The organism is Variovorax sp. EBFNA2, assembly GCF_033802765.1.
In the GTDB taxonomy this organism is placed as follows: domain Bacteria; phylum Pseudomonadota; class Gammaproteobacteria; order Burkholderiales; family Burkholderiaceae_C; genus Variovorax; species Variovorax paradoxus_H.
In genome coordinates this window covers 2,746,741-2,759,306 of sequence record NZ_CP138496.1, presented here as the reverse complement: position 1 = coordinate 2,759,306, position 12,566 = coordinate 2,746,741, and the positions used below count along the sequence as shown (strand labels likewise).

Genomic DNA, 12,566 nt, shown 5'->3' with positions numbered 1-12,566 from the left:
GCGCGGCGGATGATAAAAACAGGGCTCATGAAGGAACCCGATGCCCCGGCGCTCGCGCTGATCGACACCTGCGCGCACGCATCGCTCGCGCTGCTGGAACGCAACCTCACGCCGCACGGCATCCTGGCGGCCAGCCGCACCGAGGCCGCCGAGGCGCGGCGCTACACGCGCATCTTCGGACGCGACGCGGCCATCTGCGTGCTCGCGATGTGCGGCAGCGGTGTACCGGCACTGGAGCAAGGCGCGGTGGCCAGCCTCGACGCGCTCGCGGCCCACCAGGCGGCCAACGGCCAGATTCCCAAGTACGTCGACCCCGAGGGCCGCGATGCCGACTTCTGGTACCTGGGCTGCATCGACGCCACGCTGTGGTGGCTGATTGCGGTGGACCACGTGCGCCGCCACGGGCAGGTCGGCCCCTCGCATTGGGCTGGCGAGGTCGAACGCGCCATCGGCTGGCTGCTGGCGCAGGAGCACCAGCACTTCCGGTTGCTGCAGCAGAACGAGGCCAGCGACTGGGCCGACATCATGCCGCGCTCGGGCTACGTGCTGTACACCAACGCGCTCTGGTACGAGGTGAAGCGCCGCTTCGCACTGGACCATGCCGAGGCCACGAAGCACCACTTCAACCACCTGTTCAACCCGTTCCAGCGCGACCTGCCCGAGTACCACCGCGCGCGGCTGCTGCAGCACTACGCGCGCCGCGGCCGGCGCGACCCGGGGCTGTACCTGAGCTTCGTCAACCTGGCCGTGGTGGGCGACGAGGGCGACGTGTTCGGCAACGTGCTGGCCATCGAGAGCGGGCTGGCCGACGCGGAAATGGCGCAGCGCATCGTGCAGACCCTCACCGAGGCGCATGCCAGCGTGCCCTACCCCGTGCGCGTGGTGCTGCATCCGCTGTCGCGCCAGCACCCGCTGTGGCGGGCGTACATGGGGCGGCACCAGCAGAACATCGTGCACCAGTACCACAACGGCGGCCTGTGGCCTTTTGTCGGCGGCTTCTGGGTGACGGCGTTGGCCCGGCTCGGGGCGCACGACCTCGCGTGGTCGGAGCTGGCACGGCTGGCCCAGGTCAACGCGCTGGACGACTGGCGCTTCACCGAGTGGTTCCACGGCCGCACGCTGGCGCCGATGGGCATGGCCGGCCAGAGCTGGAATGCCGCGACCTTCCTGCTGGCGTTGCGCGCCTTGCGGCAGCCGCAGCCGGCGCCGCAGCCGCTATGAGCCTCAGGCCGGCTTGTCGCGCATCCGCTGGAGCGCGGCGCGGCCCACCGGCGTGATGCGCACGATGACGCCCGAGAGCTCGGGCCCGTCCGACTCGGTCGGGAGTTGGGCCTCGACAAGGCCGGCAGCCACAAGCACGGCCGCGTTTCGGATGTCCACAGGATCGGTCACCGTCAGCGGAAAAGACTGGTCTTCGATCCGCCTGAGGAAATCCATCGGCATTGGCTGCTCCTAGTTTTGAAGCAGAAAGTGTAGGCTGAACCGTCGTCCTCTGTCCCGGGGCAACCCCCCATACGCTGGGGGTTGGATTCGGCCTCACACGAGCGGCGGATCGCTCTCGCGCGCCGGATGGCGGTGCTGCCCCACGCTCGCGATGAAGTCGATGGCGGCGGCGTCCGCATGGGCCGCGTCCGCGAGGATCAGCCCCGGGTCGGGCGTGCCGTCGGGCAGCGCCAGCGGAATGCCCGCCTCGGTCAGCAGGGCCTGCGAGGCGCCGAGCGCGAGGATGGTCTTGCCGTGGCGGTACTGGTCCTTCACGAACTCCATCGTGTGGCCGTCGGCGATGAGCGCTTCCACCGCGGCCAGGCCGTCGGGCAGCACCAGCGCATCGAACAGGAAGCCCGGGCTGTTCTCCATGCTCGCATCGGCTTCCAGCGGGGGCGTGCCCGCCACGGCGCAGGTGCCCAGGCGCGAGGCGACCAGCCGCGGCACGGCCCCGGCCGCCACCAGCGCGCCGAGCAGCGTGCCCAGCGAGGCGCCGTCCGCGCCGTCGGCCACGAGCATCGCGATCTTGCGCGTGCGGATGCCGCCGTCGCCGGGGCGCGCCGTGAGCGACAGCGCGGGCGAGCGGTCGACCTCGGGCGTGGGCGGCGTTTCCATGGCGCGCGGCAGCGGCGCGGGCAGCGCCATGCCCAGGCCCTCGGCCACGCGTGCGGCGAGGTCGGGCGATGCGTTGTGCAGGCTGGCCACCACGCGCTCGCGCACGGCGGGCACCGTCACCTTCGACAGCTCGAAGCGGAAGGCGGCGGCGATGTGCGCCTGCTCCCACGGCGTCTGGCTCTCGAAGAACAGCCGCGCCTGCGCGTAGTGCTCGGCAAACTTCACGGGCTTGGCGCGCACCTTGTCGCTGCTCTCCTTCGCGTCGAGCCGCCGCGCGATGCTCTCGAAGCCCTGCCCCGCGCCGGCCTGGAACGGGCAACCGCCGCCGAGCGAGTTGGGCTCGTAGGCCGAGCGCCCCCGGTGGATGGCCTGGCGGTGCATGCCGTCGCGCTGGTTGTTGTGCACGGGCGCAATCGGCGAGTTGATCGGCAGCTCGTGGAAGTTGGGACCGCCCAGGCGCGAGATCTGCGTGTCGACGTACGAGTGGATGCGCCCGGCCAGCAGCGGGTCGTTGGTGAAGTCGATGCCGGGCACCACGTGCGCCGCGCAGAACGCGACCTGCTCGGTCTCGGCAAAGAAGTTGTCGGGGTTGCGGTTGAGCACCATGCGGCCCACGATCTGCACCGGCACGAGTTCCTCGGGCACGATCTTCGTCGCGTCGAGAACGTCGAAGCTGAACTGCTCGGCCTGCTCCTCCGTGAAGATCTGCAGGCCCAGTTCCCATTCGGGGTATTCGCCCGCGTCGATCGCCTCCCAGAGGTCGCGGCGGTGGTAGTCGGGGTCGGCGCCGGAGATCTTCACCGCCTCGTCCCACACCAGCGAATGCGTGCCGAGCTTGGGTTGCCAGTGGAACTTCACGAGCACCGATTCGCCCGCCTCGTTGACGAGCCGGAAGGTGTGCACGCCAAAGCCCTGCATCGTGCGGTAGCTGCGCGGAATGGCGCGGTCGCTCATCTGCCACATCAGCATGTGGGTGCTCTCGGGCATGAGCGACACGAAGTCCCAGTAGGTGTCGTGCGCCGAGGCCGCCTGCGGCATCGCGTGGTGCGGCTCGGGCTTCACGGCATGGACGAGGTCGGGAAACTTCATCGCATCCTGGATGAAGAACACCGGCATGTTGTTGCCCACGAGGTCCCAGTTGCCCTCGTCGGTGTAGAACTTGACGGCAAAGCCGCGCACATCGCGCGCCGTGTCCTTGGAACCGCGCTCGCCGGCCACGGTCGAGAAGCGCACGAACACGGGCGTCACCTTGCCGGCCGCCTGGAACGGCGCGGCGCGCGTGTACTGCGTGAGCGGCTCGTAGCACTCGAAGAAACCGTGCGCGCCCGAGCCGCGCGCATGCACGATGCGCTCGGGAATGCGCTCATGGTCGAAGTGCGTGATCTTCTCGCGCAGGATGAAGTCTTCGAGCAGCACCGGCCCGCGCGCGCCGGCCTTGAGCGAATTCTGGTTGTCGGCAATGCGCACGCCCTGGTTGGTCGTGAGCGTCTGCCCGCCCGAGTCGACGCGCACGCGGTCCAGCGTGTCGATGGTGGCGTTGGTGCCTGCCGGCGCCACCGTGCCGGTCTTGCCCGAAGCGTTCGACTCCGACGGCGTGCTGCCGGTGGGCAGGCGCGACGGCGGCTGCGTGTGCAGTCCCACCGGCGGCACCGTGCCGTGCTCGAGCGGCTTGTTGGTGTTGGCCGGCATCGACGCGGCCAGCATCTGCGTCTCGATCGCTTTCTGCGCGGGAATGTCGCCCTTGCCCGCGGCGGGCGGCGCGGCGTGTGCGGGGCCGCTGTCGGTGTTGCGGGCCGCGGCGCGGGCGGCATCGAGCGCGGCCGGGGCCGGCGCGCTGGCTTTGGGTGTCTTGGGCATGGTGGAAATTTCCGTGGGTGGGTTCGAGGAAAAAAAGCTCAACGTAGGGCGCGAAATCAGGCGGGCCTGTAGGACGCCGCAGGCAATTCGATGCCGTCCATTTCATCGATGCGGGCGAAGCGGTCGTCGTCGCCCAGGCCGGTGCGAAGGCCCAGGCGTTGGGCCAGGTGGGCGGCGTCGTAGGGCGCGTGCACCTTGATGTCGTTGTCGAAGTAGCAATACACGTCGCGCCGCCCGCGCCGTGCGGCGACCGAAGAGGCCAGCGCCGCATCGGCCACCTGGCGCCCGGCGCGCCAGGCCCGGATGCGCGCGGCCCAGCGGTCGAGCGCGGCATCGCCGTAGCCGCTGGCGTAGAGCTCCTTGTCGCCATGCAGGCGCAGGTAGACGAAGTCGGCCGTGAGGTCTTCGATGAGCGGCCACCGACCGGCCGTGTCGGCGACCACCAGCGCCACGCCATGGCGGCGCAGCAGCGCGATGAAGTCGGGGTCGACGAAGCTCGGGTGCCGCACCTCGACGGCGTGACGCATGCGCAGCCCGCGCGGCGCTTTCAGGACCGAGCGGCCGTTCACCCGCTCGTCGTGCGCGCGCGCCAGCGCCATCGCCGAACGCGCGTCGTGCGGCAGCAGCGACAAGAAGTCGTCCATGCGCTGCGCATCGAACCGCATGCGTGGCGGCAGCTGCCAGAGGATGGGGCCGAGCTTCTTTCCCAGCGCCAGCACGCCCGACGCCAAAAAGTTCGCGAGCGCCGTGCGCACGTCGTCCAGGTGCAGCATGTGCGTGATGTAGCGCGAGCCCTTGACCGCGAACACGAAGCCTTCAGGCGTCTCGTCGTGCCATGACCGGTAGGACGTGGGGCGCTGCAACGAATAGAACGAACCATTGAGCTCGATGCTCGGCAGCATGCGCGAGGCGTAAGCGAGTTCTTTCTTCTGCGCCAGCCCGCGCGGATAGAAGCGCCCGCGCCAGGGCGCGTAGCGCCAGCCGGAGATGCCGATGCGGACCTCGGCGCGCGGACGGGTGGCGCGTTCAGGCCGACTTGCCAACCTTGAACCTCGACAGGTCCAGATGCCCGCTGCGCCGCGCCACGAGCAGCCCCAACGCGGTCACGCCGACCATCGCCAGCGCCACGGTGTGGCCCGACACCGCGCGACCCATGTCGAGTGCGATCTCGCCGGTGCGCGGGCGCACCAGCTGCAGGCGCCGCTTCGTCATCTGCATGCCGAGCTCGCCCAGCTGGTCGGCCAGCAGGCGCTCGGCCTCCGGCAGCACCAGCGTTTCCTCATCGGCGACGTGGTGCATCACGTCGCGCATGAGGTCGGCCACGGTCTCGTCGTAGCCGGTGGTGTCGGGCTCCATCTGGCGCAGCTGCCCGATGAGCCGCCGCATCTCCTGATGCTCCTCCAGCGACTTGGCGATGACGTCGTTCTGCGTCACCGCGCGCATGGCGGGATAGAAGATTTCTTCCTCGAGCTGCGCATGGACCTCGAGCGCGGTGCACAGCGTGTTGGCCAGCCCCTTCTTCACGCGCGACGGCGAATCGGGCCGGTACTGGTGGAAGGTGGACATCACGTGCGTGTGGTCCAGCCGGATCATGTTCGTGGCGCTCGGGAACAGCGGGGACAAGAGTTTTTTCGTCACAGACAACCTCCTGGGTGGGGACAGGAAAGAAAAACAGAGGCCACCGTGAAACACCCCGCGCGCCGCGTGCGTAGGAAAGCGTCGTGTCCCGATGGCAGTGCCGGGGAACCGCTGCAACAAGTCGCGACACGCGGGAAGGCGCGGGAAGGCGCGGGAAGAAAAGCACTTTCCTGCAACCGTGCGCGGCGCCGTCCGACGGCGGCCCCGCACGGCGCGGGACGAACGTGGCAGCGTGTTCTGCAAGGAGCAAACCCGGAGTTCGCCATGGCCACAACCTCGAAAAAGAAAGCCCCGGCCCGCTTCAACGGCCGCATCCTCATGCTCGGTTTCGGCCTCATCGGCCAGGCCACCGCGCCGCTGCTGTTGAAGCACTTCGGCATTTCGCCCGATCGCCTGCGGGTCGTGACGCGCAGCGAAGACCGCTCGGGCGTCGCGGCCAAACTGGGCATCGGGTTCACGGTGGCGCCCCTCGACGAAGGCAACCACGAGGCGCTGCTTACACCGCTGCTCGCGCCGGGCGACTTCCTCTTGAACCTGTCGGTCAACGTGTCGAGCCTGGCGCTGATCCGCCTGTGCCGCACGCGCGGCGCCTTCTACCTGGACACCTGCAACGAACCCTGGCCCGGGCGCTACGACGACCCGTCGCTGCCGCTGTCGCGGCGCTCCAACTACAACCTGCGCGAAGAAGTGCTCGCGTACCGCCTCGACAAGCGCGACGGGCCCACGGCGGTGATCACCATGGGAGCCAACCCCGGCCTCGTGTCGGCGCTGGTCAAGCAGGCCCTGCTCGACATGGCGGCCGACCAGGCGCTGAAGGTTGAAATGCCCGGCAGCTACGAAGAGTGGGCCCGGCTCGCGCGGGAACTCGGCATCCGCGTGATCCACATCGCCGAGCGCGACACCCAGACCGCGCGCGAGCGCAAGGCGCCCGGCGAGTTCGTCAACACCTGGTCGGTCGACGGCTTCGTCGACGAGGGCCTGCAGCCCGCCGAACTGGGCTGGGGCACCCACGAGCGCCACTGGCCGGCCGACGCCGCGCGCCACGGTTTCGGCAGCGACGCGGCCATCTACCTGCGCCGCCCCGGCGTCGGCACGCGCGTGCGCAGCTGGACGCCGCTCGAAGGCCCCTACCACGGCTTCCTGGTGACGCATGCCGAATCGATCTCCATCGCCGACCACCTCACGCTGCGCGAGAACGGCGCCGTGGTGTACCGCCCGACCGTGCACTACGCCTACCACCCCTGCGACGACGCCGTGCTGTCGCTGCACGAAATGGCGGGCAAGAACTGGCAGCGCCAGCCGCGCCACCGCATCGTGCGCGAGGAGATCGTGCAGGGCATGGACGAACTGGGCGTGCTGCTCATGGGCAACGACAAGGGCGTGTACTGGTACGGCTCGCGCCTGACGATCGAACAGGCCCGCAAGCTCGCGCCCTACAACAGCGCCACCAGCCTGCAGGTGGTGGCCGGCATCCTCGGCGGCATGGCCTGGGCCTTGCAGAACCCCGACGCCGGCGTGGTCGAGCCCGACGACCTCGACCACCGCGTGGTGCTCGAAGCCGCCCTGCCCCTGCTCGGCGAGATGGCCGGCGTGTACGGCGCGTGGACGCCGCTGACCGACCGCAGCCCGCTGTTCGACGAGGCCACCGACCCGGACGACCCCTGGCAGTTCCTCAACTTCAGGGTGGGCTGAGATGCTGCTGCAGAAAGAACTCGGCGTCATCGAGAACTCGTACTACGAAGCCAGCGTGGCGCGGCCCGCCGTGAGCCCCGCGCTCGAAGGCCCGGTGCAGGCCGACGTGTGCGTGGTGGGCGGCGGCTACGCGGGGCTCTCGGCGGCGCTGGAGCTGGCGCTGCGCGGCCATGCCGTGGTGCTGCTCGAGGCGCAGCGCGTGGGCTGGGGCGCGTCGGGGCGCAACGGCGGCCAGGCGATCGTGGGCTTCGGCTCCGACGGCGAGCGCGCCATCGAGCGCCAGCTGCCGCGCGAAGACGCCCGCCGCGCCTTCGCCATCACCGAGGAAGGGCTCGACCTGCTGCGCGACCGCATCGCCACGCATGCCATCGCCTGCGAGTGGCAGCCCGGCTACCTGAGCCTGTCGGTCAAGCCCTCGCGCACCAAGGCGCTGCGCCACTGGATGGATCACGTGGAGGCGCTGTACGGCTATCCGCTCGAATGGATACCGCCGGCGGACATCGGGCAGTGGGTGGCCAGCGCGCGCTTTCATGCGGGCGTGTTCGACACCCGCTCGGGCCACCTGCATCCGCTGAAGTACTGCCTGGGTCTGGCGAACGCCGCGCGCGGGGCCGGCGTGCGCATGCACGAGAACTCGGTGGCCTACCTCATCGAGCGCGGCGACCGGCCGGTGGTGAAGACGGCCCAGGGCGAGGTGCATTGCAACTTCGTCGTGCTGGCCGGCAACGTGTACCTCGCGGAGTACGGCGACTCGCTCGCGCCGTCGATCTCCACCCGCATCATGCCGGTGGGTACCTACATGGTCGCGACCGAACCGCTGGGTGCGTCGCGTGCCGATGCGCTGCTGCGCCACCGCGCGGCCGCGTCCGACACCAACTTCGTGCTCGACTACTTTCGCGTGAGCGCCGATCACCGCCTGCTGTTCGGCGCGGGCGACAGCTACAGCGCGAGCACGCCGCGCCACCTCGTGCGCAAGATCCGCGCGAACCTGGTGAAGGTGTTTCCGCAGCTGTCGGACGTGGACATTCCCTTCGCCTGGGGCGGCTTCGCCGACATCACGATGAACCGCTCGCCGGACTTCGGCCGCATCGACGCCAACATCTACTACCTGCAGGGCTTCTCGGGCCACGGGCTGGTGACGAGCGGCATGGCCGGCAAGCTCGCGGCCGAAGCCATCGCGGGACAAGCCGAGCGCTTCGACCTGTTCGCGCGGCTCACGCACCGCGGCTTTCCCGGCGGTGCGCGGCTGCGCACGCCGGCCCTGGTGCTGGGCATGCTGTTCTTCCGGCTGCGCGACATGCTGTGACGCCGGCTATTTCTTGTGGGGACGCGAGTTCGAACTGCCGGGCGGCGGTGCCGGCGAGGGCCGCGTTTCCTCCGGGTTGCGGCGGGTCAGGCCGCCGGTGGAAGAGTCGCCGCCCGCGCGCTCCGTGCGGCGCACCTCCGGCGGGCCCTTGGTCTCGTCGATCGGGTCCGACGTTCTTCCTGTGTCGACGGTGCGCGCCGGATTGGCGGGCGTCTTGGCTGCATTGCCTTGCGTGCTCGGCGCCACGGTGCCCTTGGGGTTGCCCGTGGACGAACCCTGGGCATGGGCACCGCCCGCGGCGGCCAGGGCGACCAGCAGCGCGGCGAAAAGGGGCATCGTTCTGGGCATCGGTTCTCTCCTTGTGCGCAGGGAAGGCGTCGCGCGCTCAGGGCCGCGGCTTCGGTGGAGGCGGCGGCGTCTCCTCGTTGGTCTCGGTCTCCAGGTCCTCATGCAGGCCGAACGCATCCGAACCGTCGGCCTTCGTGGCCTCGACGTTCTTGCGCTTGCCGGCCATGCGTTCGGCGGGCGCGGGCTTCGACACCTCGCCCGACGTGTGCTTTCCCTTGTCCTTGGGCACGAAGGCTTCGCCGGCGCCGATGTTGTCGACCGTGCCGTCGGTCGTGGGGCGGCTGCCGTCGCCGCTGCCCAGTACGTGGTTGCCGCGTGTCATGACTGGCCCCTGCGCCGCGCGGGGTCGCTCGGCCCGTTGGTGTGCGACAGCTGCTCCGCCGGCGGGCCGAGCTTGCCGCTGTCGCCGCCCGCAGCCTGCGTGGTGCCGCCGTCGCGCACGCGGCTGCGGCCGGAAATGATTTCATCGTCGTCGAAGTTCAGCGGCGCCGTATCGGGCGTACCGCCGCTTTCGACGCGGGTGCGTGGCTGCGGCGGGGAACCCGTCGTGGGGGCGTCCTTCGGGGGTCGGTTTGGTGCCATGGTTCCGGTTCCTTCATCAACTCATTGAAATTGCTCGGCGCTTCAGGCGTTTCGGGGACCCGCGCCGCGCGCCATCTCGATGGCGCCTTCCGCGAAGGCGACCAGTTCGTCGGTGAGCGGTGCGCCGGGCGCCAGCACGCCGACGCGCTCGGCCAGCGCCTGCAGACGGGCGCGCAGCGACTCGGCCTGCCCGGAAGCAGGCACGGGAATGTCGGTGTCGAGATCAGCCATGGGTATCGTCTCCTTACTTCGATGCGGTGCTTCCTGCCGGTGTCGTGCAGGCCCGGTGTGGACCGCATTCAGGCCCATGGTCGAAAGCTGTGCAGCCGTTCACTGCGCGGCGAGACCGCGCCCCGGTGCGAGTGCAGTCCTACGGCCCAGGCTCGGGCGCGGTTGCGTAGGAATTGCCAGCCGCGCACGCACGGCGTTTTCCTTCCCGACAACCGCCGCGCCGGGGACCGAATTCATCGCCTGGTCACCGCAATCACCGCACCCACCACCGCACACGAGGGACTTCGCTCATGAAGCAATCGATCTGGAAACTCTATGGCTTCGCCTGGGTCACGGCAGGCTTCTTTCTCATCTCGCTCATCGGACACTGGGTGTTCGGCTGGTTCGCGTACGTGAACGAGCAGACGCAGTTCGGCCATCCGGTCGAGTTCAGTGGCTACATGGTCGAGATGCTGCGCGACACGCTGGAGAACTGGCAGTCGGAGTTCCTGCAGCTGCTGTGGCAGGTGGCGGGCCTGGCCTTCCTGCTGTACCTGGGTTCGCCGCAGTCGAAGGAAGGCGACGACCGGGTCGAAGCCAAGATCGATGCGATCCTGGCCGCGGTCGATCCGCAGAACGCCGACAAGCTCATCGACGAGATCGACCGGGAATACTGCGGCCGCCACACCGATCCGCGTTGGGCGGCCCTGCGCAAGACGGGCAAGTGAGCCGCTCCACGCACGGCGTGCGCCGCGCCGTGCGTGGGCGTGGTGCGTGGTGCGCCGCGCCGCCGTTACTTGCCGGCGGTGCGCGTGGCCAGCTCCCGCGCGTGCTTCAGGTGGCCCTGCACGATCGGCAGCATCTTGCCGGCGAGCGCCTTCAGGTCGGCATCCTTCGCCTCGGCCTGCGTCTTCTTCAGCAGCTTCTCGGTGGCCTCGTGGTCGCCCACGCCCGCCTGCTTCACGTAGCGGCTGTTGAACAGCTCGCCCGACAGCGCCTTGAACTCCAGCGCCACGGTCTTGTGCATCGGGCCCGGGCCGTCGGGCAGCTCGGTGCCCTTGGCCGACGCGAGCGTCTTCACGTCGGCCAGGCCCTTCGAGTGATCGTCGACCATCATCTGCGCGAACTTCCTGATCTCGGCGTTCGTGCTTTTCCCGAGCGCGAGCTTGCCGGTCTCGACCTCGGCCATGTTGGCCTGGGCGATGTCCTTGAGCATCGAGGCATCGGCGGCCGCGAGCCGGTCGGCAGCCCACGCGGACGAGACGGACAGCAAGGAAAAAGCGACAGCGGCGGCGGCCGTGAGGCGGCGAGGGAAACGGTTCATTTGCGTGCTCCTTGGCGTGGATGAAGCGCCGCAGGCTCGCACGCACGGCGACGCGCGCGTTGTAGGAAAAGGATCAAAACCGCGTGCCATCATTTCCGTCGCGCGACCCACCGGGTTTTTCGTTTTTACCGGTCGAAATCGGGCACTTGTCTGACGGCGGCGCCGTGCCGATGCCGTAGGTTGGCCCGCATGTCCAACGATGTCGAGCCCACGGAGGTGACCATGCCGACAACCAGCAAGCGCCAGCCACAGACCCCGCAGCCGGACACATCCGGCAGCAGCAGCAACACCCCCCGCAGCGATGCGCCCGAACAGGCCGTGCCGCCCGCCTCCGACGGCAGCGGCACGCAGCAGGCGATGCAGGGCGACGCGGCCGACCCGGCCTCGCGCGAAGAGCGCGTGCGCCAGGCGGCCTACGACGCCTGGCTGCGCCGCGGCGGCGAGCCGGGCGACGAGGTGCAGGACTGGCTCGACGCCGAAGCGAAGGTCGACCGCCAGAAGGGCTGAAGACCGCCGAACTGCGCGCTAATCCTTCGGCGTCAGCTGCCCCGCCGCGCCGCCGGCGGTCGAGTTGCCGGCCTTGCCGACCGACGCGCCTTCGCGCGTGGTCCGCGTCGGGGTCGGCCCTTCCTTCTTCGCGGGCGCAGGCTGCCGGGGCGCAACGGGCTTTGTCGTGCGGGATGGCGTGGTCATCGGGGTGTGCTCCTTCCCGCCATTGCGGCGGGTCGGCCCGAGGGTGAACGCGCACGGCGCGCCCGGTGTCGGACGCCGCCGGATCACGTCGGAAGTGGCCGCCCCGCGTGGCGCGCCGCCGACCGATGGTGCGCAGGCATGCCGATTGCCGGGGATTGCCGGGACAAGCGTGCTCTTTTCCTTTCCCTTGACCTTCATCACCCAGGCAGTCCGCATGAGAAAAAAGATCACAGCGCGAGACCTTCGCGCGGCCGAGTACTACCAGCTGCTCGAACGTCTGTCCCTCCGGCAATTGCCGGTGGTGTGCAGTGCGCCGGAAGACATCCACCGCATCCTGGCGCTGCGCAGCGCGTCGCTGCTGGAGGCGCTGACCGAGCCGCCGGAACTGCTGCGCACCGGCGAGCGGCGCATAGCACGCGCCGTGGTGACCGCCATCACCTCCGAAGGCCGCAACGCGCTCGCGCGCGGCAGCCGGCATGCGTCGTCCCCGCTGCGGGCGTCGTCGGTGCAGCGCGCATGACCCGCTACGGCGACGAGGCCGGTGCCGCGGCCGGTGAAGCGGACCGTCATGCACGCATCGAGCGGCTCACGCGCACGCTGGCGCACCAGTGCGCCGACGAGTCGGTGGCGCGCGAGCAGGTCGATGTGTGGCTGGACGCCGTGCGCCTGGCGCTGCGCGACGGCGGCGCGCTGCCGCCGCCCGGCGCGCGCACGCACTGGCGCTCGTGCGTGGACAAGCTCGACGCCGCGCTGATCGCGCTGGAGTCGCTCACGCGCCGGCGCGCCAACTGAAGAAGGAAGCAGCGGCGCGTTTCG

The 12,566-nt window shown here is 69.8% G+C and carries 17 protein-coding genes; 7 read left to right on the top strand and 10 right to left on the bottom strand.

What is annotated here, in order from left to right; translation table 11 throughout:
• The first annotated feature begins 27 nt into the window (after positions 1–27).
• Positions 28–1,221, top strand: coding sequence for a glycoside hydrolase 100 family protein (locus tag RZE79_RS12875; RefSeq protein ID WP_319360718.1), 1,194 nt, complete (start codon positions 28–30; stop codon positions 1,219–1,221).
• Positions 1,222–1,224: 3 nt separating this feature from the next.
• Here the strand turns inward: RZE79_RS12875 and RZE79_RS12870 are convergent, their stop codons facing one another.
• From RZE79_RS12870 to RZE79_RS12855, 4 genes are all read right to left on the bottom strand, one after another.
• Complete coding sequence (locus RZE79_RS12870) at positions 1,225–1,443, bottom strand: hypothetical protein (protein ID WP_153284656.1); 219 nt, start codon at positions 1,441–1,443, stop codon at positions 1,225–1,227.
• Positions 1,444–1,536: 93 nt separating this feature from the next.
• Positions 1,537–3,957, bottom strand: coding sequence for a catalase (locus RZE79_RS12865; RefSeq protein ID WP_319360717.1), 2,421 nt, complete (start codon positions 3,955–3,957; stop codon positions 1,537–1,539).
• A 56-nt stretch (positions 3,958–4,013) separates the two neighbouring features.
• Positions 4,014–5,000, bottom strand: a complete 987-nt coding sequence (locus RZE79_RS12860; RefSeq protein ID WP_319360716.1) for a DUF72 domain-containing protein — start codon at positions 4,998–5,000, stop codon at positions 4,014–4,016.
• Entirely contained in the window at positions 4,984–5,550 is a 567-nt protein-coding gene (locus RZE79_RS12855) for a hemerythrin domain-containing protein (protein WP_319361166.1), read from the bottom strand. The genes RZE79_RS12860 and RZE79_RS12855 overlap by 17 nt, the downstream gene beginning before the upstream one ends.
• 309 nt (positions 5,551–5,859) lie before the next feature.
• On the opposite strand from RZE79_RS12855, the gene RZE79_RS12850 reads away from it, so the two are divergent.
• Both RZE79_RS12850 and RZE79_RS12845 read left to right on the top strand, forming a co-directional pair.
• Positions 5,860–7,287: a saccharopine dehydrogenase C-terminal domain-containing protein gene (locus tag RZE79_RS12850; RefSeq protein ID WP_319360715.1), complete on the top strand. Its 1,428-nt coding sequence runs from the start codon at positions 5,860–5,862 to the stop codon at positions 7,285–7,287.
• A gap of 1 nt (position 7,288) precedes the next feature.
• Entirely contained in the window at positions 7,289–8,593 is a 1,305-nt protein-coding gene (locus RZE79_RS12845) for an FAD-binding oxidoreductase (protein WP_319360714.1), read from the top strand.
• 6 nt (positions 8,594–8,599) lie between these two features.
• On the opposite strand, the gene RZE79_RS12840 is transcribed toward RZE79_RS12845, so the two are convergent.
• Genes RZE79_RS12840 through RZE79_RS12825 form a run of 4 tightly spaced genes read right to left on the bottom strand, consistent with a single transcriptional unit; the run spans position 8,600 to position 9,754 of the window.
• Positions 8,600–8,941 (bottom strand): hypothetical protein, encoded by a 342-nt coding sequence (locus tag RZE79_RS12840; RefSeq protein ID WP_319360713.1) that lies wholly within the window; start codon positions 8,939–8,941, stop codon positions 8,600–8,602.
• Positions 8,942–8,978: 37 nt separating this feature from the next.
• On the bottom strand, positions 8,979–9,263 hold the full coding sequence (locus RZE79_RS12835; RefSeq protein WP_319360712.1) for a hypothetical protein: 285 nt from the start codon (positions 9,261–9,263) through the stop codon (positions 8,979–8,981).
• Positions 9,260–9,523: a hypothetical protein gene (locus RZE79_RS12830; RefSeq protein WP_319360711.1), complete on the bottom strand. Its 264-nt coding sequence runs from the start codon at positions 9,521–9,523 to the stop codon at positions 9,260–9,262. The genes RZE79_RS12835 and RZE79_RS12830 overlap by 4 nt, the downstream gene beginning before the upstream one ends.
• Positions 9,524–9,565: 42 nt before the next feature.
• A complete protein-coding gene (locus RZE79_RS12825) occupies positions 9,566–9,754 on the bottom strand; it encodes an aminoglycoside phosphotransferase (protein ID WP_319360710.1) in 189 nt (62 codons plus the stop codon).
• 290 nt (positions 9,755–10,044) lie between these two features.
• On the opposite strand from RZE79_RS12825, the gene RZE79_RS12820 reads away from it, so the two are divergent.
• A complete protein-coding gene (locus RZE79_RS12820) occupies positions 10,045–10,461 on the top strand; it encodes a DUF6766 family protein (protein WP_319360709.1) in 417 nt (138 codons plus the stop codon).
• Between the two features lie 65 nt (positions 10,462–10,526).
• Here RZE79_RS12820 and RZE79_RS12815 read toward each other — a convergent pair whose 3' ends face one another.
• Positions 10,527–11,057, bottom strand: coding sequence for a DUF4142 domain-containing protein (locus RZE79_RS12815; protein WP_319360708.1), 531 nt, complete (start codon positions 11,055–11,057; stop codon positions 10,527–10,529).
• Between the two features lie 222 nt (positions 11,058–11,279).
• Here RZE79_RS12815 and RZE79_RS12810 point away from each other — a divergent pair, with 222 nt between their 5' ends.
• Positions 11,280–11,564, top strand: a complete 285-nt coding sequence (locus RZE79_RS12810) for a DUF2934 domain-containing protein (protein ID WP_194273961.1) — start codon at positions 11,280–11,282, stop codon at positions 11,562–11,564.
• An 18-nt stretch (positions 11,565–11,582) separates the two neighbouring features.
• On the opposite strand, the gene RZE79_RS12805 is transcribed toward RZE79_RS12810, so the two are convergent.
• Positions 11,583–11,966, bottom strand: coding sequence for a hypothetical protein (locus tag RZE79_RS12805; protein WP_319360707.1), 384 nt, complete (start codon positions 11,964–11,966; stop codon positions 11,583–11,585).
• On the opposite strand from RZE79_RS12805, the gene RZE79_RS12800 reads away from it, so the two are divergent.
• Together RZE79_RS12800 and RZE79_RS12795 are read left to right on the top strand one after the other, a co-directional pair.
• On the top strand, positions 11,965–12,270 hold the full coding sequence (locus RZE79_RS12800; RefSeq protein ID WP_319360706.1) for a hypothetical protein: 306 nt from the start codon (positions 11,965–11,967) through the stop codon (positions 12,268–12,270). The genes RZE79_RS12805 and RZE79_RS12800 overlap by 2 nt on opposite strands.
• A complete protein-coding gene (locus tag RZE79_RS12795; protein WP_153284669.1) occupies positions 12,267–12,542 on the top strand; it encodes a hypothetical protein in 276 nt (91 codons plus the stop codon). The genes RZE79_RS12800 and RZE79_RS12795 overlap by 4 nt, the downstream gene beginning before the upstream one ends.
• Positions 12,543–12,566 lie beyond the last annotated feature (24 nt).